This window comes from Streptomyces sp. NPDC046335, assembly GCF_055587985.1.
In genome coordinates this window covers 277,798-300,659 of the sequence record NZ_JBVJFF010000012.1, presented here as the reverse complement: position 1 = coordinate 300,659, position 22,862 = coordinate 277,798, and the positions used below count along the sequence as shown (strand labels likewise).

The following is a 22,862-nucleotide window of genomic DNA, read 5'->3' as shown; positions in this document are numbered from 1 at the left end:
CCTCTTCGGAGCAGGGCACGGGCGTCAGCCTGGGCATGCCCCAACTCCCTGCCCCCGCCTACCCGGCCGACGTCCTGGCCAGGCTGGAGGCGGACGCCAAGGAGATCATCGCCCGCTACCCGGACTCACGGTCCGCGCTCCTTCCCCTGCTGCACCTGGTGCAGTCGGAGGAGGGGTACGTGACGCGCACCGGCATGCGGTTCTGCGCCGACGTGCTCGGTCTGACCACGGCCGAGGTCACGGCCGTCGCCACCTTCTACACCATGTACCGGCGCAAGCCCTCCGGCGACTACCAGGTCGGCGTCTGCACCAACACGCTCTGCGCGGTGATGGGCGGCGACGCGATCTTCGACGAACTCAAGCAGCACCTCGGCGTCGGCAACGACGAGACCACCGAGGACGGCAAGATCACGCTTGAGCACATCGAGTGCAACGCCGCCTGCGACTTCGCCCCCGTGGTGATGGTCAACTGGGAGTTCTTCGACAACCAGACGCCGGCGTCCGCCAAGCAGCTCGTGGACGACCTGCGCGCGGGCGTGCAGGTCGAGCCCACCCGCGGCGCGCCGATCTGCACGTACAAGGAGACCGCCCGGATCCTGGCGGGCTTCCCCGACGAGCGCCCCGGTGCCGTCGAGGCGAGCGGCGGCGCGGGCCCCGCCTCGCTGATCGGACTGCGCTTGGCCAAGGGCGAGGAGCCGCACGCGCGCGTCGTCCACCCACGCACGGGCGGACCCCAGGACGAAGCGCCCGCCGAGCACCTCAGCTCGCACGACGCACCGCAGCAGACCTCGGCATCCGACCCGGCCCACCCGGCCGGACCGACCGCCGAGGAGGGGGAGTGATGACCTTGGCAGCCGAGATCGACAACGAGACGAGCCCCGAGAAGCTCCTCGCACCGGTCCTCTCCGCCTTCTGGGACGAGGAGAAGTCCTGGACGCTGGAGACCTACCGGCGGCACGAGGGGTACGAGGGCCTGCGCAAGGCGCTCGCCATGGACCCCGACGACCTCATCGCGTACGTGAAGGACGCGGGCCTGCGGGGCCGCGGCGGCGCGGGCTTCCCCACCGGAATGAAGTGGCAGTTCATTCCGCAGGGCGACGGCAAGCCGCACTATCTAGTTGTCAACGCCGACGAGTCGGAGCCGGGGACCTGCAAGGACATCCCGCTCCTCTTCGCGAACCCGCATTCCCTCATCGAGGGGATCGTGATCGCGTGCTACGCGATCCGGTCTTCGCATGCCTTCATCTATCTGCGGGGCGAGGTCGTCCCCGTGCTGCGCAGGCTGCACGAGGCGGTCCGCGAGGCCCATGCGGCGGGCTACCTCGGCAAGGACATCCTGGGCAGCGGACTCGATCTGGAACTCACCGTGCACGCGGGCGCGGGCGCGTACATCTGCGGTGAGGAGACCGCGCTGCTCGACTCGCTCGAAGGCCGTCGAGGCCAACCGCGACTGCGTCCCCCTTTCCCTGCTGTCGCGGGTCTCTACGCATGCCCCACTGTGGTGAACAACGTCGAGTCCATCGCGTCGGTTCCCGCGATCCTCAACCGCGGGAAAGACTGGTTCAAGTCCATGGGGAGCGAGAAGTCCCCGGGCTTCACGCTCTACTCCCTGAGCGGCCACGTCACCAGCCCCGGCCAGTACGAGGCCCCGCTCGGCATCACGCTGCGCCAACTGCTCGACATGAGCGGCGGCATGCGCGCCGGACACCGGCTCAAGTTCTGGACGCCCGGCGGTTCGTCCACGCCGATGTTCACCGACGAGCACCTCGACGTCCCGCTCGACTACGAGGGCGTGGGCGCCGCAGGATCGATGCTCGGCACCAAGGCGCTCCAGTGCTTCGACGAGACGACGTGCGTCGTGCGGGCCGTGACCCGCTGGACGGAGTTCTACGCCCACGAGTCCTGCGGCAAGTGCACGCCCTGCCGTGAAGGAACGTACTGGCTCGTCCAGTTGCTCCGCGACATCGAGGCGGGCAAGGGCGTCATGGCCGACCTCGACAAGCTCAACGACATCGCCGACAACATCAACGGCAAGTCCTTCTGCGCCCTCGGCGACGGCGCCGCCTCGCCGATCTTCTCCTCACTGAAGTACTTCCGCGAGGAGTACGAGCAGCACATCACCGGCAAGGGCTGCCCCTTCGACCCGGCCAAGTCGACTCTCTGGAGCGACCGCGCCGACCAGCACACGGAGGTGAACGCATGACAGTGACCACCAACAGCGCTCCCTCCGGGGGCGGGGAGGCCGCGGTACCGCCGGAGGATCTCGTCTCGCTGACCATCGACGGCATCGAGATCAGCGTCCCCAAGGGCACGCTGGTCATCCGGGCCGCCGAACTGCTCGGCATCGAGATCCCCCGGTTCTGCGACCACCCGCTGCTCGACCCCGCGGGCGCCTGCCGCCAGTGCATCGTCGAGGTGGAGGGCCAGCGCAAGCCGATGGCGTCCTGCACCATCACATGCACCGACGGCATGGTCGTGAAGTCGCAGCTCACCTCGCCGGTCGCGGAGAAGTCGCAGCGCGGCGTGATGGAGCTGCTGCTCATCAACCACCCGCTGGACTGCCCGGTCTGCGACAAGGGCGGCGAGTGCCCGCTGCAGAACCAGGCGATGCAGGTCGGCGACACGGACACCCGCTTCGAGGGCAAGAAGCGGACCTACGAGAAGCCGGTGCCGATCTCCACGCAGGTGCTGCTCGACCGCGAGCGGTGCGTGCTGTGCGCGCGCTGCACCCGCTTCAGCAACCAGATCGCCGGCGACCCGATGATCGAGCTGATCGAGCGGGGCGCCCTCCAGCAGGTCGGCACCGGTGAGGGCGACCCCTTCGAGTCGTACTTCTCCGGGAACACCATCCAGATCTGTCCGGTCGGCGCGCTCACCTCCGCGGCGTACCGATTCCGCTCGCGCCCCTTCGACCTGGTGTCGTCGCCTTCGGTGTGCGAGCACTGCTCGGGCGGCTGCGCGAGCCGCACGGACCACCGGCGCGGCAAGGTCATGCGGCGCCTCGCGGCCGATGACCCCGAGGTCAACGAAGAGTGGATGTGCGACAAGGGGCGCTTCGGCTTCCGGTACGCGCAGCGGCCCGACCGGCTGACCACCCCTCTGGTGCGCAACGCCGCTTCGGGAGAACTCGAACCGGCGAGCTGGCCGGAGGCACTGGACGCCGCCGCCCGCGGTCTCGCCGCCGCGCGCGGCCGGGCCGCGGTCCTGACCGGCGGCCGGCTCACCGTGGAGGACGCCTACGCGTACAGCAAGTACGCGCGCGTGGCGCTCGATACGAATGACATCGACTTCCGCGCGCGCGTGCACAGCAGCGAGGAGGCCGACTTCCTCGCGGCACGGGTGGCGGGGCGTGGCAAGGACCTCGACGGGACCGGCGTCACGTACGCCGCCCTGGAGAAGGCTCCCGCCGTCCTGCTCGCCGGCTTCGAGTCCGAGGAGGAGGCGCCCGGCGTCTTCCTGCGGCTGCGCAAGGCCTGGCGCAAGCACGGCCAGCGCGTCTTCTCCCTCGCGACCCACGTGACGAAGGGCCTGGAGAAGGCCGGCGGCACGCTGCTGCCCGCGGCTCCCGGCACCGAGACGGAGTGGCTTGACGCGCTCGCCGCCGGGGTGGGCCTGGCGGAGGACGGGACCAGGGCCGCCGAGGCGCTGCGTACCCCGGGAGCGGTCATCATCGTCGGCGAGCGGCTCGCGGCCGTGCCCGGCGGGCTCACCGCCGCCGTACGGACCGCCGCGGCGACCGGCGCCCGGCTGGTGTGGATTCCGCGCCGGGCAGGGGAGCGGGCCGCCGTCGAGGTGGGCGCGCTGCCCTCGCTGCTGCCCGGCGGCCGTCCGGCCACCGACCCGCGCGCGCGGGACGAGGTCGCCGCCGCCTGGGGCGTCGCCGAACTCCCGCACCGCTACGGCCGCGACACCGGGCAGATCATCGAGGCCGCCGCGACCGGTGAGCTCGGGGCGTTGCTCGTCGCGGGCGTCGAGGTCGCCGACCTGCCCGATCCGCGGCGCGCGCGTGAGGCGCTCGACGCGGTCGGCTTCCTGGTCTCGCTGGAGCTGCGGCCCAGCGAGGTGACGGAGCGGGCGGACGTCGTCCTCCCGGTCGCCGCGGTCGCGGAGAAGCCGGGCACCTTCCTCAACTGGGAGGGGCGTGCGCGGATGTTCGACGCGGCGCTCAAGCCCGACCAGATGACGCGGAGGCTGGCGCCCACCGACGCGCGCGTGCTGCACATGCTGGCGGACGCCGGGGACGTGCACCTGGGCCTGCCGGACCTGGTGACCCTCCGCCGCGAGCTGGACCGGCTCGGTGCCTGGGACGGGCCGTACGCGACCGAGCCCCTGGAGACGTCGGCGCAGCCGCCGAGGCCCGCTTCCGGAGAGGCCGTCCTCGCGGGGCACCGGCTGCTGCTCGACCAGGGCCGCCTCCAGGACGGCGACGAGGCGCTCGCCGGTACGCGGCACGCGGCCCACGCGCGCGTGTCGGCGGCCACGGCGGTCGAGGCCGGCGTGAAGGACGGCGACCTCCTGGCCGTGACGGGGCCCGCGGGCACCACCGCGCTGCCGCTCCAGGTCACCGAGATGCCGGACCGCGTGGTCTGGCTGCCGCTGAACTCGACCGGGGGAGGCGTCGCTTCGGACACCGGCGCGCACCCCGGCGACCTCGTCCGCATCGGCCCGGCGGTCCTGCCGGAGCCCTCTGAGGCCCCGGAGGTGACGTCGTGATGCACACCGTGGTGCCGCTTGCGGCGGAAGACCTGTCCATGTTCGGCCGTGACCCCTGGTGGCTGGTCGCCGTCAAGGCGGTCTTCTGCTTCGCCTTCCTGATGGTGACGGTCCTCTTCTCCATCGTGTGGGAGCGCAAGGTCGTCGCCTGGATGCAGTTGCGCATCGGGCCCAACCGGCACGGCCCCTGGGGCATGCTGCAGTCCCTCGCGGACGGCATCAAGCTCATGCTCAAGGAGGACGTGATCGTCAAGCGGGCGGACAAGGTGGTCTACGTCCTCGCCCCGATCATCGCGGCGATCCCGGCCTTCATGGCGATCGCGGTGATCCCCTTCGGGCCCGCGGGCAACGAGGTCTCGATCTTCGGCCAGCGCACCACGATGCAGCTCACCGACCTGCCGATCGCGATGCTCTACATCCTCGCGGTCGCCTCCGTCGGCATCTACGGCATCGTGCTCGCCGGCTGGAGCTCCGGCTCGACGTACCCGCTCCTCGGCGGTCTGCGCTCCTGCGCGCAGATGATCTCGTACGAGATCGCGATGGGCGCGGCGTTCGCCTCGGTGTTCCTCTACTCCGGGTCGATGTCGACCTCGGCGATCGTGGAGGCGCAGGCCGACCGCTGGTACATCCTGCTGCTGCCCGTCTCGTTCCTGATCTACATCGTGACGATGATCGGTGAGACCAACCGCGCGCCGTTCGACATGCCGGAGTCCGAGGGCGACCTCGTCGGTGGCTTCAACACCGAGTACTCCTCCATCAAGTTCGCGCTGTTCATGCTCGCCGAGTACGTCAACATGGTCACCGTCTCGGCGGTCTCGGTCACCCTCTTCCTGGGCGGCTGGCGGGCCCCGTACCCGGTCAGCACCTTCTGGGAGGGCGCGAACCACGGCTGGTGGCCGATGCTCTGGTTCGTGATCAAGGTCCAGCTGCTGCTGTTCTTCTTCATCTGGCTGCGCGGCACGCTGCCACGCGTCCGCTACGACCAGCTGATGAAGCTCGGCTGGAAGGTCCTCATCCCGATCTCGGTCCTGTGGCTGATGCTCGTCGCCACGGTCAGGGCGATGCGGAACGAGAACTACGACTTCACCTCGATCGCGCTCTACGTCTGCGGCGGGGTCATCTCGCTGCTGTTGCTCTCGGTGCTCGTCGACATCTTCCGCGACAAGCGGGAGAAGGAGGCCGCCCCTGAGGAGCAGCCGGTCGCATTCGACCCGATGGCGGGCGGATTCCCCGTGCCGCCGCTGCCCGGCCAGAGCCTGCCGCCGGTCCCGCGCCGACGCTCGCGCCAGGAGCGGGAGCTGATTGTCAGTGGCGGACCGGATACTCAAAGTGACGGAACCCGAAGTGACGGAAAGGAGGCGTCCGATGGCTGAGTCGAACGAGGAAACACCGCACGAGTCGAACCAGGGATCGTCCGAGTCGAACCAATCGAAGCAGGGGTTCCAGAACCCCGTCGCGGGCTTCGGCGTGACCTTCAAGGCCATGTTCAAGAAGCGGCTGACCGAGCAGTATCCGGAGCAGCAGAAGACCACCGCTCCCCGCTTCCACGGCAGGCACCAGCTGAACCGCCATCCGGACGGCCTGGAGAAGTGCATCGGCTGTGAACTCTGCGCCTGGGCCTGCCCCGCGGACGCCATCTATGTGGAGGGCGCGGACAACACGGAGGAGGAGCGGTACTCACCGGGCGAGCGGTACGGCCGCGTCTACCAGATCAACTACGCCCGCTGCATCCTGTGTGGCCTGTGCATCGAGGCGTGCCCCACGCGCGCGCTGACGATGACGAACGAGTTCGAGCTGGCCGACAGCAGCCGTGAGAGCCTCATCTACACCAAGGAGCAGTTGCTCGCCGGCCTGGAAGAGGGCATGGTCGACAGCCCGCACTCGATCTTCCCCGGCACGGACGAGCAGGACTACTACCGGGGCCTGGTCACCGAGGCCGCCCCCGGGACGGTGCCCCAGGCCACCCGCTCCAAGGACGAGGCGCCCCAGGAGGCGGCCTCCGACTTCGGGGACGGCGAACCGGCGTCGGAGAAGGTGATCGGCCGATGACGCAGCTCGCCGCCTACTCCACCTCCACCGGCGAGGCCTTCCAGTTCTGGGTGCTCGGCACGGTCGCCGTCATCGGCGCCCTGTGCACGATCCTCATGAAGAAGGCCGTGCACAGCGCGCTGTGCCTCGCCGGAACCATGATCATCCTTGCGGTCTTCTACCTCGCCAACGGCGCGTACTTCCTGGGCATCGTCCAGATCGTCGTCTACACCGGCGCGATCATGATGCTCTTCCTCTTCGTGGTCATGCTCGTCGGCGTCACCGCGGCCGACTCCCTGAAGGAGACCATCAAGGGCCAGCGCTGGCTGGCCCTCCTGTGCGGTCTCGGCTTCGCGGTGCTGCTCTTCGCGGGCATCGGCAACGCCTCGGTGCAGGAGTTCAACGGCCTCGGCAAGGCGAACTCCGGCGGCAACGTGGAGGGCCTCGCGGGCCTCATCTTCACGAAGTACGTCTTCGCCTTCGAGATCACCGGTGCCCTGCTCATCACGGCCACGGTCGGCGCGATGCTGCTGACCCACCGCGAGCGCACGGAGCGCCCCAAGACCCAGCGCGAGATGGCCGAGGAGCGCGTGCGCGAGGGCAAGCACCTGCCGCCCCTGCCCGCCCCGGGTGTGTACGCCCGGCACAACGCCGTGGACGTCGCGGGCCTGCTCCCCGACGGCACCCCCTCGGAGCTCACGGTCAACAGGACGCTGCGCGAGCGCGGCCAGATCCGTGACGTGTCGAGCGAGGCCCTGGACGATCTGCGGGCGCTGGAGCAGCGCTCCGCCGACCGTCTGGAGCGGCCCGACACGCGCAGGACCGACATCGGGCGCCCCGAAAACGGACGGGCCGACACCGAGCGGACCGAGGAGGCGTCGAAATGAACCCGGTCAACTACCTCTACCTCGCTTCCCTGTTGTTCGCGATCGGCGCGACCGGCGTGCTCATCAGGCGGAACGCGATCGTGGTGTTCATGTGCATCGAGCTCATGCTCAACGCCTGCAACCTCACCCTCGTGGCCTTCTCCCGGATGCACGGCAATCTCGACGGCCAGATCATCGCCTTCTTCACGATGGTCGTCGCCGCCGCGGAGGTCGTGGTCGGGCTCGCGATCATCGTGTCGCTCTTCCGTTCCCGCCACTCGGCCTCGGTCGACGACGCCAGCCTGATGAAGTTGTAAGGGGTCGCTCAAAGTGGAGAACCTGATTGCGCTGCTCGTCGCGGCGCCACTGCTCGGAGCGGCCGTACTGCTGTGCGGTGGGCGGGCGTTGGACCGCGTGGGCCACTGGCTCGGCACGCTGCTCGCGGCCGCCTCCTTCGTCATCGCCGCCGTGCTGTTCACCGACATGCTGGGCAAGGGCGCCGAGGAGCGCACGCTGTCGCAGCACCTGTTCAGCTGGATCCCCGTCGAGGGCTTCCAGGCGGACGTCGCCTTCCAGCTCGACCAGCTGTCGATGACGTTCGTCCTGCTCATCTCCGGCGTCGGCACCCTGATCCACGTCTACTCGATCGGGTACATGGAGCACGACGAGCGGCGCCGCCGCTTCTTCGGCTACCTGAACCTCTTCCTCGCGGCGATGCTCCTCCTGGTGCTCGCCGACAACTACCTGCTGCTCTACGTCGGCTGGGAGGGCGTCGGCCTCGCCTCGTACCTCCTGATCGGCTTCTGGCAGCACAAGCCCAGCGCGGCCACCGCCGCGAAGAAGGCCTTCCTGGTCAACCGGGTCGGCGACATGGGTCTTTCGATCGCGATCATGCTGATGTTCACCACGTTCGGGACGTTCGCCTTCGGGCCGGTCCTGGAGGCCACGGGTGAGACGTCGGAGGGCAAGCTGACCGCCATCGGCCTGATGCTGCTGCTCGCCGCGTGCGGCAAGTCCGCCCAGGTGCCGCTCCAGTCCTGGCTCGGCGACGCGATGGAGGGCCCGACCCCGGTCTCGGCCCTGATCCACGCCGCGACGATGGTGACCGCGGGCGTCTACTTGATCGTCCGCTCCGGAGCGATCTTCAACGGCGCGCCGGACGCCCAGCTCGTCGTCACGATCGTCGGAGCGGTCACGCTCCTCTTCGGTGCGATCGTCGGTTGCGCGAAGGACGACATCAAGAAGGCCCTGGCCGGTTCGACGATGTCCCAGATCGGCTACATGATCCTGGCCGCCGGCCTGGGCCCCATCGGCTACGTCTTCGCGATCATGCACCTGGTGACGCACGGCTTCTTCAAGGCCGGGCTCTTCCTCGGCGCCGGTTCGGTCATGCACGGCATGAACGACGAGGTCGACATGCGCAAGTACGGCGGCCTCCGGAAGTACATGCCGGTCACCTTCGTGACCTTCGGGCTCGGCTATCTGGCCATCATCGGATTCCCCGGCCTCTCCGGCTTCTTCTCCAAGGACAAGATCATCGAGGCGGCGTTCGCCAAGGGCGGCACGGAGGGCTGGATCCTCGGCTCGGTGGCGCTCCTGGGCGCGGCCATCACCGCGTACTACATGACACGCGTGATGATCATGACCTTCTTCGGGGAGGAGCGCTGGCGCCACCGCGCGACGGCGTCCCCGGACCAGCCGAGCGCGGAGCCCGCGGCGCAGACCGAGGGCGCGCACGACGAACCGCACCCGCACGAGTCCCCGAAGTCCATGACGATCCCGATGATCGTGCTCGCCTTCGGATCGGTCTTCGCGGGCGGCTTCTTCAGCATCGGCGACCGGTTCACGCACTGGCTGGAGCCGGTCACCCACCACGACCACGGCGACTCGCCGCTCAGCGCCGCCACGGTCACGGGCGCCACCATGGTGGTCCTCGTCATCGGCGTCGCCCTGGCCTACGTGCAGTACGGACGCAGGCCCGTCCCGGTCACCGCCCCGCGCGGCTCGCTGCTCACCCGGGCCGCCCGCCGCGACCTCCTCCAGGATGACTTCAACCACGTCGTCCTGGTGCGCGGCGGCGAACACCTCACACGGTCCCTGGTCTACGTCGACCACTCCCTGGTCGACGGAGTCGTCAACGGCACGGCGGCCTCGATGGGCGGCCTCTCCGGGCGGCTGCGCAAACTGCAGAACGGCTATGCCCGCTCCTACGCGGTCTCGATGTTCGGCGGCGCTGCGGTACTCATCGCCGCGACCCTGCTGATGAGGGCGGTCTGATACCGATGTCCTTTCCTCTGCTGACAGCGACGGCGGCCCTGCCCGCGGTCGGCGCGATCGTCACGGCAGCCGTTCCGGCCGCCCGGCGGTCCGCCGCCAAGTGGCTCGCGCTGCTCGTCTCGCTCGCGACGTTCGCGCTCGCCGTGACCGTGCTGGTGCGGTTCGATCCGGACGGCGACCGCTATCAACTGACCGAATCGCGTTCCTGGATCGCGGAGTTCGGCGTGCGGTACGAACTGGGGGTCGACGGCATCGGTGTCGCCCTCATCGCGCTCACGGCCCTGCTGATCCCCTTCATCATCCTGGCGGGCTGGCACGACGCCGATCCCCTGGGGACCACATCGTCGCGCTGGCGGCCGACCCAGGGCTTCTTCGCCCTGATCCTGGCCGTCGAGGCGATGGTGATCATGTCCTTCGAGGCCACCGACGTCTTCCTCTTCTACGTCTTCTTCGAAGCCATGCTCATCCCGATGTACTTCCTCATCGGCGGCTTCGGGGACCGCGCCCACGCGGGCAGCGACGAGAACGCCTCGGCGCAGCGCTCGTACGCGGCCGTGAAGTTCCTGCTCTACAACCTGGTCGGCGGCCTCATCATGCTGGCCGCGGTGATCGGTCTCTACGTAGTCGCCGGAAACTTCTCGCTCCAGGAGATCGCCGAGGCGCGGGCCAACGGCTCGCTCGACATGGCGACCAACACCGAGCGGCTGCTCTTCCTCGGCTTCTTCTTCGCCTTCGCGGTGAAGGCGCCGCTGTGGCCGCTGCACACCTGGCTGCCGAACGCGATGGGTGAGTCCACGGCCCCGGTCGCCGTCCTGATCACCGCGGTGGTCGACAAGGTCGGCACCTTCGCGATGCTGCGCTTCTGCCTCGGGCTCTTCCCCGAGGCGAGCGAGTGGGCGACGCCGGTCATCCTCGTACTCGCCCTGGTCAGCATCATCTACGGCGCGCTGCTCGCCGTCGGCCAGCGCGACATCAAGCGCCTGATCGCGTACGCGTCGATCTCGCACTTCGGCTTCATCGTCCTCGGCATCTTCGTGATGACCTCACAGGGCCAGTCCGGCGCGACGCTGTACATGGTCAACCACGGCATCTCGACCGCCGCGCTGATGCTGGTGGCCGGCTTCCTGATCTCGCGGCGCGGCTCGCGTCTGATCGCCGACTACGGAGGAGTGCAGAAGGTCGCCCCGGTGCTCGCGGGCACCTTCCTGATCGGCGGCCTGGCCACGCTGTCGCTGCCGGGTCTGGCGCCCTTCGTGAGCGAGTTCCTCGTCCTGGTCGGCGCCTTCGCGCGCTATCCGGTGGTGGGGATCATCGCGACGGTCGGCATCGTGCTGGCGGCGCTCTACACCCTCGTCCTCTACCAGCGGACGATGACGGGCCCCGTGAAGCCGGAGGTCTCGGCCATGCCCGACCTGCGGGTGCGTGAGCTGGTCGTCATCACCCCGCTGATCGCGCTCCTGATCGGCCTCGGGGTCTACCCGAAGCCGCTCACCGACCTGGTGAACCCGGCGGTCAAGCACACGATGTCCGACGTACAGAAGAAGGACCCCAAGCCCGAGGTGGAGGCGGCCAAGTGAGCGCATCAGCCGTCCACAGCCTGTGGACAATGGCCGCCGATCCGATCGACAAGATCGACGCGCCCAAGATCGAGTACGGGCAGCTCTCGCCGATGTTGATCGTCATCGGCGCGGCCGTCATCGGAGTGCTCATCGAAGCCTTCGTCCCGCGCAAGTCCCGTTACCACGTACAGCTGTTCGTGTCCGTGGTCGCCCTCACCGCGGCCTTCGCCGCGGTGATCGGGCTGGCGGCCCGCGGATTCGGCACGACGAAGGCGCACATCGCGGCGATGGGCGCGATCGCGGTCGACGGACCGGCCCTCTTCCTCCAGGGCACGATCCTGCTCACCGGACTCGTCGCGATCTTCACCTTCGCCGAGCGGCGCCTGGACCCCGAGGCGCACGGAAACCGCGTCGACTCGTTCGCGGCACAGGCCGGCTCCGTGCCGGGCAGCGAGAGCGAGAAGGCCGCCACCAAGGCCGGTTTCACCACCACCGAGGTGTTCCCGCTCGCGCTCTTCGCCATCGGCGGCATGCTCGTCTTCCCGGCGGCCAACGACCTCCTGACGCTCTTCATCGCGCTGGAAGTCTTCTCCCTGCCGCTGTACCTGCTCTGCGCGCTCGCCCGCCGCAAGCGCCTGATGTCGCAGGAAGCCGCCGTCAAGTACTTCCTGCTCGGCGCGTTCGCCTCCGCGTTCACGCTCTTCGGCATCGCCCTCCTGTACGGGTACGCGGGCTCGGTCTCGTACGCGACGATCGCGAACGTCGTCGAGGGCAACGTCAAGACCGTCGACCCGGCGCTCGCCGACACCATGGGCAATGACGCGCTGCTCCTCATCGGCGTCGCGATGGTGGTGATGGGGCTGCTCTTCAAGGTGGGCGCGGTGCCGTTCCACATGTGGACCCCGGACGTCTACCAGGGCGCTCCGACACCGGTCACCGGCTTCATGGCCGCGGCGACGAAGGTGGCCGCGTTCGGCGCCCTCCTGCGGCTCCTCTACGTGGTCCTGCCGGGGCTGCGCTGGGACTGGCGACCGGTCATGTGGGGCATCGCGATCATCACGATGCTGGGCGGCGCGATCGTCGCGATCACCCAGACCGACATCAAGCGGCTCCTGGCGTACTCGTCCATCGCGCACGCCGGGTTCATCCTCGCCGGTGTCATCGCCACCACCCAGGACGGCGTCTCCTCCGTCCTCTTCTACCTCGCTGCCTACTCCTTCGTGACGATCGGCGCCTTCGCCGTCGTCACGCTGGTGCGGGACGCGGGCGGGGAGGCCACACACCTGTCGAAGTGGGCTGGGCTCGGCCGGAGATCCCCGCTGGTCGCGGCGGTCTTCGCGGTCTTCCTGCTCGCCTTCGCCGGTATCCCGCTGACCTCCGGGTTCACGGGGAAGTTCGCGGTGTTCAAGGCGGCGGCGGACGGCGGCGCCGGCGCGCTGGTCGTCATCGGTGTGCTGTCGTCGGCGATCGCCGCGTTCTTCTACATCCGTGTGATCGTGCTGATGTTCTTCAGCGAGCCGAAGGCGGACGGCCCCACGGTGGCCGTTCCCTCGCCGCTGACGATGACGGCGATCGGCATGGGCGTGGCGGTGACGCTGGTGCTCGGCGTGGCCCCGCAGTACTTCCTGGACCTCGCGAGCCAGGCGGGAGTCTTCGTCCGGTAGTCGTTTTCCTCACACACCTGTCGCCGCCCGGCACCCGGATCACTGGGGTGCCGGGCGGCGGCCTGTGGATAACTCATCGGGCTGTCGGTGCGGAGCCCTATCGTGGGGGCAGTGGTCGAGGCAGTGACCGAAGCACCGACCGAGGCAGGACGTACGGCGGGGGACAGCGCGATGGATGGGACCAAGGACATGAGCGAGGTGACGGCGCCTTCAGCGGTGCCGGGCGCGGCGACCGGCACCGTGACGGAGAGCGACGCACTGCGCACACTCCACCGGGTCTTCGGGTACGACGCGTTCCGCGGTGAGCAGGAAGCGGTCATAGATCACGTGGTGGCCGGCGGTGACGCCGTCGTCCTCATGCCCACCGGCGGCGGAAAGTCCCTCTGCTACCAGATCCCGGCCCTGGTCCGCCCCGGCACGGGCGTCGTGGTCTCCCCGCTCATCGCCCTCATGCAGGACCAGGTGGACGCGTTGCGGGCGCTCGGCGTGCGGGCCGGCTTCATCAACTCCACGCAGGACTTCGACGAGCGGCGCGTGATGGAGGCGGAGTTCCTCGCGGGGGAGCTCGACGTGCTCTACCTCGCACCGGAGCGGCTGCGCCTCGACGCCACGCTGGACCTCCTGTCCCGCGGCAAGATCTCCGTCTTCGCCATCGACGAGGCGCACTGCGTGGCGCAGTGGGGCCACGACTTCCGGCCGGACTACCTGGCGCTCTCCGTGCTCGGGCAGCGCTGGCCCGACGTGCCGAGGATCGCCCTGACGGCGACGGCCACGCATGCCACGCACCGGGAGATCACGCAGCGGCTCGGCATGCCGGACGCCCGGCACTTCGTGGCGAGCTTCGACCGGCCCAACATCCAGTACCGCATCGTGCCGAAGGCCGAGCCGAAGAAGCAGCTCCTGTCCTTCCTGAAGGAGGAGCACGCGGGCGACGCGGGCATCGTCTACTGCCTCTCGCGGAACTCGGTCGAGAAGACCGCCGAGTTCCTCTGCCGGAACGGCATCGAGGCGGTGCCGTACCACGCGGGCCTGGACGGCGGCACGCGCGCGGCCCACCAGTCCCGCTTCCTGCGGGAGGAGGGCCTCATCGTCTGCGCCACGATCGCCTTCGGCATGGGCATCGACAAGCCGGACGTCCGCTTCGTCGCCCACCTCGACCTGCCCAAGTCGGTCGAGGGGTACTACCAGGAGACGGGCCGCGCGGGCCGTGACGGCCTGCCCTCCACGGCCTGGATGGCTTACGGCCTTCAGGACGTCGTCCAGCAGCGCAAGCTGATCCAGGGCAGCGAGGGCGACGAGGCGTTCCGGCGCAGGGCCGCGTCCCACCTGGACTCGATGCTGGCGCTCTGCGAGACCGCCCAGTGCCGCAGGGCCCAGCTCCTGACCTACTTCGGCCAGGAGGCCGGGGCGGAGCGCTGCGGCAACTGCGACACGTGCCTCACCCCGCCCGAGACCTGGGACGGCACGGTCGCCGCGCAGAAGGTGCTGTCCACGGTGGTGCGCCTTCAGCGGGAGCGCGGCCAGAAGTTCGGCGCGGGCCAGATCATCGACATCCTGATGGGCAAGAAGACCGCGAAGGTCATCCAGTTCGACCACGACCAGCTCTCCGTCTTCGGGATCGGCGAGGAGCTGGCGGAGGCCGAGTGGCGTGGCGTCGTGCGGCAGCTGCTCGCGCAGGGGCTGATCGCGGTCGAGGGGGAGTACGGCACGCTGGTGCTCACCGAGGAGAGCGGCACCGTCCTCGGACGGGAGCGCGAGGTGCGGCTGCGCAAGGAGCCGAAGCGGGCTCCGGCGGCGCGGGCCGCCAAGGGCGAGCGCAAGGCGAAGTCGGCGGCAGCGGTCGCGGAGCTGCCCCAGGAGGCGGTGCCGGTCTTCGAGGCACTCCGCGCCTGGCGCGCCGCCCAGGCCAAGGAGCAGGGCGTCCCCGCGTACGTCATCTTCCACGACGCCACGCTCCGCGAGATCGCCACGCTGCGGCCCACGTCCGTGGGGGACCTGGCGGGCATCAGCGGGGTGGGCGAGAAGAAGCGGGCCACGTACGGGGAGGGCGTGGTCGGTGTCGTGACTGAGCTCGCGGCGGGCGAGGGCGCGGGCGGGGGACCGGGGAGCGGGAGTGCTTCGGCCACGGCCGACAAGGCCGATGCCAACGCTTCGCAGGTGGCCGGGGCGGCCGGGGTGGCTGCGGAGGGCCGGGTGGACACGGGGGCGAGTGTGGCTGCCGGTGCTGCGGCTGCCGGTGACGGGGGGCTGGACTGGGAGACGGATCTGGAGGAGCCGGACTGGTAGGGGGGCCGGGGCGGGTTGCTTCGGGGGGCGCTGCGGAAAAGTCCCGCGACACGCCGCTGTTCGGGCGTCGTGAGCGGAACTTTCCCGCAACGCATCAGCTTGGCCGCGGGCGCGGCCGCGCGCGCCGCACCGCAGCCCGTCCGGCCTATCCCCTCATCGCACCGCCGCCGTGATCCGGCCTGTCACCTCGCCGAGGCCGATCCTTGTGCCGCCTGCGCCGGGGGCCCAGGCCGAGAGGGTTACCTCGTCGCCGTCTTCCAGGAAGGTGCGCTTGCCGTCGGGGAGTTCGAGGGGGTCGCGGCCGTTCCAGGTGATCTCGATCAGGGAGCCGTACTGGCCGGCGTGCGGGCCGCTGACCGTGCCCGATCCGTAGAGGTCGCCGGTGCGCAGGGAGGCGCCGTTGACCGTCATGTGGGCCAGCTGCTGCGCGGCCGTCCAGTACACCGTGGAGAAGGGCGGCTCGGAGATGACGTGGCCGTTGAGGGTGACCGTCATGCGGAGGTCGTAGCCGCCGGGTTCGTCCGCGGCGGACTCCGCCGAGTCGTCGAGGTAGGGCAGGAGCTGGTGCGTGCGCTCCGGGGGCGCGACCCGGGCCGCGTCCAGGGCCTCCAGCGGGGTGATCCAGGCCGACACCGACGTGGCGAAGGACTTGCCGAGGAACGGGCCGAGGGGCACGTACTCCCAGGCCTGGATGTCGCGCGCCGACCAGTCGTTGAGCAGCGTGAGCCCGAAGACGTGCTCGCGGAAGTCGGCCAGGGGGACGGGCGTTCCCTGCGTCGAGGGGGTGCCGACCACGAAGCCGACCTCGGCCTCGATGTCGAGGCGGACCGAGGGGCCGAAGACGGGGGCCGTGTCGGCGGGCGCCTTGCGCTGGCCCGTCGGGCGCACCACGTCTGTCCCGGAGACCACGACGGTGCCGGACCGGCCGTGGTAACCGATGGGCAGGTGCTTCCAGTTGGGTGTCAGCGGGGTCGGTGAGTCAGGGCGGAAGATCTTGCCCAGGTGGGTCGCGTGGTGCTCGGACGCGTAGAAGTCGACGTAGTCCGCGACCTCGAACGGCAGGTGCAGGGTCGCTTCCGAGAGGGGGTGCAGCAGGGGCCGCACGGCCTCGCGATGGGACGGGACGGTCACCCACGCGGTCAGGGCGCGCCGCACGTCGGACCAGGCGATGCGGCCCGCGGCGAGCAGCGGGTTCAGCGTCGGGCGCGCGAGGAGCGAGACATAGGGGGAGCCGAGCGCGGCGGCCGCGGCGCCCGCGTCCAGGACGTACGAGCCGAGCCGTACTCCGACCCTGCGCTGGTCGTCCCGCTCCCCGGCCAGGGAGAACACGCCGTAGGGAAGGTTGTGCGGCCCGAAGGGGTCGCCCTCGGGCAGGCCGAAGGGGTCTCCCTCGGGCAGGTCGGAGGAGTCGCCTGGGAGGGAGCCGGAGGAGTTGCCGGCGGCCGGGTCGAGCGGGGTCTGCTCGGACATGCGTACCTGCCTCACTTTCGTTAAGGGGTGTGCCACACGTTACGTGTGAGGCCCCCTGTTTCGGCAGTGCCTAAAGAGTTCGTAATGTCCGAATAGGTCTTGTCGGACTGTTCAATTCCGGGACTACCGTCCTGTGGGGGACGCGGGCAGCGTGGTCCGGGTCGGTCGCGGCATACGCGTGGGGGGACTCGTGGCCAGGATGAGCAGCAGTGTGCCGTTCACGCCGGACCGGAACGTTCCGGGTCTTGTGGTCAAGTTCGGTGACTACCCCCTGCACCACGGCGGAGTGGGCGCGATCCGCACCCTGGGGCGGCTCGGCGTACCGATGTACGCGATCACGGAGGACCGCTGGACGCCCGCCGCCGCCTCCCGGCATCTGACGCGCGCCTTCCCCTGGCCGACCACGGGCACTGAAGAGCCGGAACGCCTCGTGGCGGGGCTGCTGCGGGTCGGGCGGCGGATCGGCGTGCCGACCGTCCTCATCCCCACCGACGAGGAAGCCGCCGTCCTCATCGCCGAGCACCAGGACGAGCTCTCCGGGGAGCGGACCGGGTTCGGCGGTTTCCTCTTCCCGCGCGGGCAAGCGGAACTGCCCCGGCGGCTCGCCAGCAAGCAGGGTCTGCACGAGCTGTGCGTGCGGCACGGCGTCGCCTCGCCCGGCGCGGCCTTCCCCGAGAACGCGGCGGACATAACGGAGTTCGCGGCCACGGCGTGCTTCCCCGTGGTGGCCAAAAACCGCGAGGCGTTCACTCGGCGGAGGAGCCCGGCGGTGCATGGCACCACGCGCATAGAGACGCCCCGGGAGCTGCTCGCGCTCGCCGCGGGGTGGGGTGAGCGGCCGGGCGTGATCCTCCAGGAGTACCTGCCCCGGGAGCAGGCCGAGGACTGGATCGTGCACGCGTACTTCGGCCCGGACTCCTCGCCACGCGCGCTGTTCACCGGCGTCAAGGTCCGCTCCTGGCCGCCGCACGCGGGCATGACGGCGAACGCGTACGTCGTCGACAACCCGGAACTCGCGGACGTCGTCGCACGTTTTATCCAGCAGATCGGCTACACCGGAATCATCGACCTCGACCTGCGCTTCGACCGGCGCGACGGTCAGTACAAACTGCTCGACTTCAACCCCCGGATGGGCGCCCAGTTCCGCCTCTTCGAGAGTGAGGCGGGGGTCGACGTCGTCCGCGCGATGCACCTCGATCTGACAGGGCGCGCCGTCCCTGCCGGAGAACAGCGCGCGGGTCACCGCTATGTCGTGGAGAACATCGACCTGCCCGCTCTCCTCGCCTACCGCCGCAGCGGGTACACGACGCCGCACGTCCCCGCCCGCGCGAGCGGCACGGAACTGGCGTGGCTCGCGAGGGACGACCTGAAGCCGTTCCTCACGATGCTCGCGTGGTTCGTGCGGCCAGGGATGAGGCATCTGTACCAGCTCTGGCGCGGCCGGCGGCACGGCAGCGCCAGAGGCATCACCAGCACCACCGCGAAGTAGGCCCGTGGCCTCGCACAGGAGAGGGCATGGCGTGACGTCCTGGGGAGGGACTTCGTGATCGAACCAGTAGCAGTCATCGGAGCCGGGCCTTACGGCCTGTCCACCGCCGCCCATCTGCGGGCGCGCGGCATCCCGGTGCGGGTGTTCGGCGAGCCGATGGTGAGCTGGCGCAGGCACATGCCCCAGGGGATGCTGCTGAAATCGACCCCCGTGGCGTCGAACATCGACGCGCCGCAGCCCGGTCACGACCTCGTCGACTACTGCGACGCGGCGGGCATACGACGACTGGTCACGGACGAGGACATCGTCCCCATCGAGACGTTCGTCGCGTACGGGGACTGGTTCCGGAGGCGGCTCGTGCCGGACGTGGAGCAGGTGCGCGTCGTCTCCGTCGAGCGGCGCGGGCAGGGTGGCGCGGCCGGCTTCGACCTGAAGCTGGACTCCGGGGAGCAGCTCGCGGCCCGCGCGGTCGTCGTCGCCACCGGCCTGTCCGGCCTCTCGCGGCTGCCCCGCGAGCTGGCCGAAGCGGTCCCTGAAGGGGCCGACCCCTCGGCCGCGGTGTCGCACAGCTCACAGCACCACGACCTGTCCCGCTTCGCCGGGCGCGACGTCATCGTGGTGGGCGCCGGGCAGTCCGCTCTGGAGACGGCCGTGCTCGCCGCGGAGGCCGGGGCGCGGGTGCGGGTGGTGGCGCGCGGCAAGGGCTCGGTGGCCTTCGGCGAACCGCCGTGGCGGCAGCCGAAGTTCCGCCCGGCGTCACCGTTCGGCCGGGCCTGGTCCCTTTACGCGATCACCTACCAAGCCGATCCGTACCGCCATCTGCCGCCCCTCGCGCGGCACTTCCTGGTCCGGCGCGTCCTCGGTCCGCTCGGCGCGTGGTGGCTCCGGGAGCGATACGAGGGCGTGGTCACGACGCGTGAGGTGACCCGCGTCATGCGCTCCCGGGTGCGCGAGGGGCAGCCCGTCCTGACGGTCGAGACGCTGGGCGGCCGCGTGGAGGAGCTCGCCGCCGACCACGTCATCGCCGCCACGGGCTACCGCGTCGACCTCGCCGCGATGGACTTCCTCGGCCACGGCCTCCGTGCCCACTTCGCCGCGAGCCGCGGCACCCCGAAGCTGGGCACCGGTTATGCGTCGTCCATACCCGGCCTGTACTTCACCGGCATGCTGGGCGGGTCGTCGTACGGGCCGGTGATGCGGTTCGTGTGCGGCACGGAGTTCGCGTCGCCGCGGCTGGCGGGGCACTTGGCGGCGGCGTACGGGTGAGGTGCTGAACTCCGGGGCGGCGCGGGGGTGGTGAGCGGTTCGGGGCGCCCGCGCCGCGGGTTGGTGGCCGAGCGCGCGACCGGTGTACGCCTCGTGCGGGGACTGGGAAGTGGCCTGGCGTACGCCCTTGCGGGGACTGGGAAGTGGCCCGGTGTATGCCCCGTGCGGGGACTGGAAAGTGGCTCTGTGTGCGCCCCGTGCACGGAGCACGGTGCTCCACGTTCTGGTGAACCGCTGCCGGCCCCGTCGCACCCCACTCCGTACCGGCCTTGTCAAGCCGCTTCCGGTGTGGCTCAGGATCCGTATTCTCTGGATCATGTCCGCTGCCCTCGCATATGCACTCATCGCCACTGACCTGGACGGGACGCTGCTGCGCGGCGACGACACGGTCTCGGAACGGTCGCGGCGGGCGTTGGCCGCCGTGGGCGGGGCGGGTGCGCGGCATCTCGTCGTGACGGGGCGGCCCGCGCCCAGAGTGCGGCCTCTCTTCGACGACCTGGGGTATGACGGCCTCGCCGTCTGCGGGCAGGGGGCGCAGCTCTACGACGCCGGGGCGCACCGCATGGAGTGGTCGGTGACCCTCGACCGCGGGCTCGCCGAGGTCGCGCTCGGCAAGATCGAGGCGGAGGTCGGGCAGGTCGCCGCGGCCGTGGACCAGGACGGCGTGGACGGCCTCACGCTCATCGAGCCGGGGTACGAGATGCCGCACCCCACGCTCCCCGCGGTGCGCGTGCCCTGCCGTGACGTGCTCTGGGAGGCGCCCATCAGCAAGGTGCTGCTGCGCCATCCCCGCCTTGCCGACGACGAGTTGGCGGCGGTGGCGCGGGACGCGGTGGAATCACTCGCGACGGTGACGATGTCCGGGCCCGGCACGGTGGAGCTCCAGCCGTGCGGGGTGACCAAGGCGACCGGTCTCGCGCTGGCCGCCGAACGGCTCGGCCTGACGGCAGCGGACACGATCGCCTTCGGCGACATGCCCAACGACATCCCCATGTTCCTGTGGGCGGCGCACGGCGTCGCCATGGCCAACGCCCACGCGGAACTCCAGGCGGTGGCAGACGAGTTGGCCCCGTCCAATGAGGACGACGGGATCGCGGTGGTCCTGGAGCGGCTGCTGGCCAGGCCCTGACCTCGGACCTGGCCAGGCCCTGACCCCGCCCTGACCTCGCCCGGAACCACCACCCCCTACCCCGCGGTGCGCGCGATCCGTCGCTCCCATGTCCGGTGGAAGACGACCTCCGCGCCCTCCCGGCAGATCACCTCGTTCCACGTGAGGAAGTCCGACGCCTCGCACCTGATCTCCGAGTGCGTCTCGATCGTCGTGTCCCAGGCGAGTTCGGGGCGGTGCAGGCGGATCGTCCAGTCCGAGCGGGTGCGGGCCGTGAGGGGGTCCGACTCGTTGATCGTGTACGACTCCTGTGCCTCCTCGGTGAATTCGAGGCCGTCGGGGTACACGCGCGTGCCGCCGTAGCGCGGGTCGACGGAGAGGTTCCACTCGCCCTTGGCGACATCGCGTACGACCAGGCGTTCGGGGCGCTCCTCGTCGAGCGTGGCGGGGGAGACCACGCCGAGCGGTTCCGACTGCTCAGGGGCCTCGAAGGTGATCGACGGGTCCAGGTCGCCGGTGCGGACCGGGAGTTCGAGGGAGCTGCCCGCCGGGTCGAGCGTGAAGCCCGCCGCGGAGTCCGGCTGCGGCCAGATCCAGGGCCAGTACGCGGAGGAGACCGCCAGGCGGATGCGGTGGCCGGGCGGGAAGGTGTGGCCGATGCCGTTGAGTTCGAAGGTCACGTCCTCCGTGGCGCCGGGCGGCCAGGGCTCCGCGCGGTCCCTGCCGTGGCGGGCGGAGAGGTTCAGCACACCCCGGGTGACCAGCGTGGACGAGCCGTCGGGCGCGACGTCGCAGAGGCGGGCGACCGCCTGCCCCGACGGCACGTCCATCCGCAGCCGCAGCGTCACCCTGGGCCGCCCGAGGACTCGTACCTCCGCGGGGACCTCGAACTCGAAGCACGCCGACTTCGCGTCCTCGTCGCGCTGGTCCGGCGGCAGGTCGGCGTCATTGCCGAAGGGGAAGAAACGCCCCGCGTCCAGGCCCGTGTGCTGGGGCGAGGCGACGATCTGCGGGGCGCCCTGGAGTGCGTACGCGGTGGGGATGACGTTCGGGGAAGGCCAGGCGGGGTCGCCGGCCCAGCCGCCGGGCAGCTCCGGGTAGACCGTCGCCGGGGGGTGGGATCCGCTGATCCAGGAGCGGAGCTTCGGCTCGGCCATGACGCCGGTGTCCTGGCCCTTCAGGTGGTGGTCCCACCAGCGCAGGGTCTCCTGGAGGAAGCCGATCGCCGGGCCCGGCGGCAGGCCGCGGTCCGGGTACTGGTGCGACCACGGGCCGATGAGCCCGCGCACCTGGTCGTCGGGGAGGTGCTCGACGAGCCGCAGGACCGTGTCCCGGTAAGGGTCGTGCCAGCCGCCGACGGCGAGGACCGCGGCGCCGATGGCGGAGTAGTCCTCGCAGACGCTGCCGTGGCGCCAGTAGTCGTCGCGGGTCTGGTGGTCGAGCCAGGTGTGGATGAAGGGCTCCACGGCCTCCAGCCGCGTCAGCCACATGTCGCGCCAGGCGTCGCCCACGTAGTGGGGGTCCGGCGGGCGCGAGACGAAGGCGAGCATCGTCGCCGCCCATGCGTGCATGTCCACCGCGAGGACGGAACCACCCATGTAGTGCACGTCGTTGTCATAGCGGTCGTCCGCGGAGCAGACCGTGACGATCGCCTTGAGCGGCTCGGGGGCCAGGGCCGCGATCTGGAGGGAGTTGAAGCCGCCCCAGGAGATGCCGAACATGCCGACCTTGCCCGTCGACCAGTCCTGCGCGGCCAGCCAGTTCACCACCTCGACGCCGTCGGCGAGTTCCTGCGCGGAGTACTCGTCGGTGGGCAGGCCCTCGCTGTTGCCGTGGCCGCGGACGTCGACGCGTACGGAGGCGTAGCCGTGGCCCGCGTACCAGGGGTGGCGCTGCCAGTCGCGCGGCGCCGTCCAGTCGCTGAGCCGGTAGGGGAGGTATTCGAGGAGCACGGGGACGGGCTCGTCGGTGACCGGGCGCCACACGCGCGCGTAGAGCTTGGTCCCGTCGGCGAGGGGTACGCGGATGTCCTGGTGGGTCGTCTCGTAGGGGAACTCGGAGCGGATGTTCAGGTGCGTCATGGGAGGAACCTCGGTGGACGGGACGTCCTGGACGGACGGGGTGGGGGGAGCGTCC

General features: G+C 70.4%; 16 protein-coding genes. 14 read left to right on the top strand and 2 right to left on the bottom strand.

All coding sequences use genetic code 11. The annotated features are described in order from the left end of the window. Positions 1 to 35: 35 nt before the first annotated feature. The 11 genes from nuoE (at position 36) to recQ (ending at position 15,393) form a co-directional block, all read left to right on the top strand. Positions 36 to 842: an NADH-quinone oxidoreductase subunit NuoE gene (nuoE, locus tag ACZ6JY_RS29515; RefSeq protein WP_469200842.1), complete on the top strand. Its 807-nt coding sequence runs from the start codon at positions 36 to 38 to the stop codon at positions 840 to 842. Then, on the top strand, positions 842 to 2,203 hold the full coding sequence (gene nuoF / locus ACZ6JY_RS29510) for an NADH-quinone oxidoreductase subunit NuoF (protein WP_469200585.1): 1,362 nt from the start codon (positions 842 to 844) through the stop codon (positions 2,201 to 2,203). The genes nuoE and nuoF overlap by 1 nt, the downstream gene beginning before the upstream one ends. Beyond that, complete coding sequence (locus tag ACZ6JY_RS29505; protein ID WP_469200583.1) at positions 2,200 to 4,713, top strand: NADH-quinone oxidoreductase subunit G; 2,514 nt, start codon at positions 2,200 to 2,202, stop codon at positions 4,711 to 4,713. The genes nuoF and ACZ6JY_RS29505 overlap by 4 nt, the downstream gene beginning before the upstream one ends. Further along, positions 4,713 to 6,086, top strand: a complete 1,374-nt coding sequence (gene nuoH / locus ACZ6JY_RS29500) for an NADH-quinone oxidoreductase subunit NuoH (protein ID WP_469200840.1) — start codon at positions 4,713 to 4,715, stop codon at positions 6,084 to 6,086. The genes ACZ6JY_RS29505 and nuoH overlap by 1 nt, the downstream gene beginning before the upstream one ends. Beyond that, the gene (gene nuoI, locus ACZ6JY_RS29495; RefSeq protein ID WP_469200581.1) at positions 6,079 to 6,762 is read left to right on the top strand and encodes an NADH-quinone oxidoreductase subunit NuoI; all 684 of its coding nucleotides are present in this window, start codon (positions 6,079 to 6,081) and stop codon (positions 6,760 to 6,762) included. Before nuoH ends, nuoI begins: the two co-directional genes overlap by 8 nt. After that, complete coding sequence (locus ACZ6JY_RS29490) at positions 6,759 to 7,628, top strand: NADH-quinone oxidoreductase subunit J (protein ID WP_469200579.1); 870 nt, start codon at positions 6,759 to 6,761, stop codon at positions 7,626 to 7,628. Before nuoI ends, ACZ6JY_RS29490 begins: the two co-directional genes overlap by 4 nt. Further along, positions 7,625 to 7,924 (top strand): NADH-quinone oxidoreductase subunit NuoK, encoded by a 300-nt coding sequence (gene nuoK, locus ACZ6JY_RS29485; RefSeq protein WP_469200577.1) that lies wholly within the window; start codon positions 7,625 to 7,627, stop codon positions 7,922 to 7,924. Before ACZ6JY_RS29490 ends, nuoK begins: the two co-directional genes overlap by 4 nt. A 13-nt stretch (positions 7,925 to 7,937) precedes the next feature. Beyond that, positions 7,938 to 9,884 carry an NADH-quinone oxidoreductase subunit L gene (nuoL, locus tag ACZ6JY_RS29480; RefSeq protein ID WP_469200575.1) on the top strand — a complete coding sequence of 649 codons (1,947 nt, stop codon included), beginning with the start codon at positions 7,938 to 7,940 and terminating at the stop codon, positions 9,882 to 9,884. A gap of 5 nt (positions 9,885 to 9,889) precedes the next feature. Further along, positions 9,890 to 11,461: an NADH-quinone oxidoreductase subunit M gene (locus ACZ6JY_RS29475; RefSeq protein WP_469200573.1), complete on the top strand. Its 1,572-nt coding sequence runs from the start codon at positions 9,890 to 9,892 to the stop codon at positions 11,459 to 11,461. Beyond that, complete coding sequence (nuoN, locus tag ACZ6JY_RS29470) at positions 11,458 to 13,107, top strand: NADH-quinone oxidoreductase subunit NuoN (protein ID WP_469200571.1); 1,650 nt, start codon at positions 11,458 to 11,460, stop codon at positions 13,105 to 13,107. Before ACZ6JY_RS29475 ends, nuoN begins: the two co-directional genes overlap by 4 nt. Before the next feature lie 189 nt (positions 13,108 to 13,296). Next, the gene (gene recQ, locus ACZ6JY_RS29465; protein ID WP_469200839.1) at positions 13,297 to 15,393 is read left to right on the top strand and encodes a DNA helicase RecQ; all 2,097 of its coding nucleotides are present in this window, start codon (positions 13,297 to 13,299) and stop codon (positions 15,391 to 15,393) included. A gap of 153 nt (positions 15,394 to 15,546) precedes the next feature. On the opposite strand, the gene fahA is transcribed toward recQ, so the two are convergent. Further along, entirely contained in the window at positions 15,547 to 16,863 is a 1,317-nt protein-coding gene (gene fahA, locus ACZ6JY_RS29460; RefSeq protein ID WP_469200568.1) for a fumarylacetoacetase, read from the bottom strand. Between the two features lie 199 nt (positions 16,864 to 17,062). On the opposite strand from fahA, the gene ACZ6JY_RS29455 reads away from it, so the two are divergent. The 3 genes from ACZ6JY_RS29455 (at position 17,063) to ACZ6JY_RS29445 (ending at position 20,747) form a co-directional block, all read left to right on the top strand. After that, the gene (locus tag ACZ6JY_RS29455; RefSeq protein ID WP_469200566.1) at positions 17,063 to 18,352 is read left to right on the top strand and encodes a carboxylate--amine ligase; all 1,290 of its coding nucleotides are present in this window, start codon (positions 17,063 to 17,065) and stop codon (positions 18,350 to 18,352) included. Positions 18,353 to 18,406: 54 nt separating this feature from the next. Next, positions 18,407 to 19,618, top strand: a complete 1,212-nt coding sequence (locus ACZ6JY_RS29450; RefSeq protein ID WP_469200564.1) for an FAD-dependent oxidoreductase — start codon at positions 18,407 to 18,409, stop codon at positions 19,616 to 19,618. 316 nt (positions 19,619 to 19,934) lie between these two features. Further along, positions 19,935 to 20,747: an HAD family hydrolase gene (locus ACZ6JY_RS29445; RefSeq protein ID WP_469200562.1), complete on the top strand. Its 813-nt coding sequence runs from the start codon at positions 19,935 to 19,937 to the stop codon at positions 20,745 to 20,747. Positions 20,748 to 20,803: 56 nt separating this feature from the next. On the opposite strand, the gene ACZ6JY_RS29440 is transcribed toward ACZ6JY_RS29445, so the two are convergent. Then, on the bottom strand, positions 20,804 to 22,798 hold the full coding sequence (locus ACZ6JY_RS29440; RefSeq protein ID WP_469200837.1) for a CocE/NonD family hydrolase: 1,995 nt from the start codon (positions 22,796 to 22,798) through the stop codon (positions 20,804 to 20,806). Between the last annotated feature and the right edge of the window lie 64 nt (positions 22,799 to 22,862).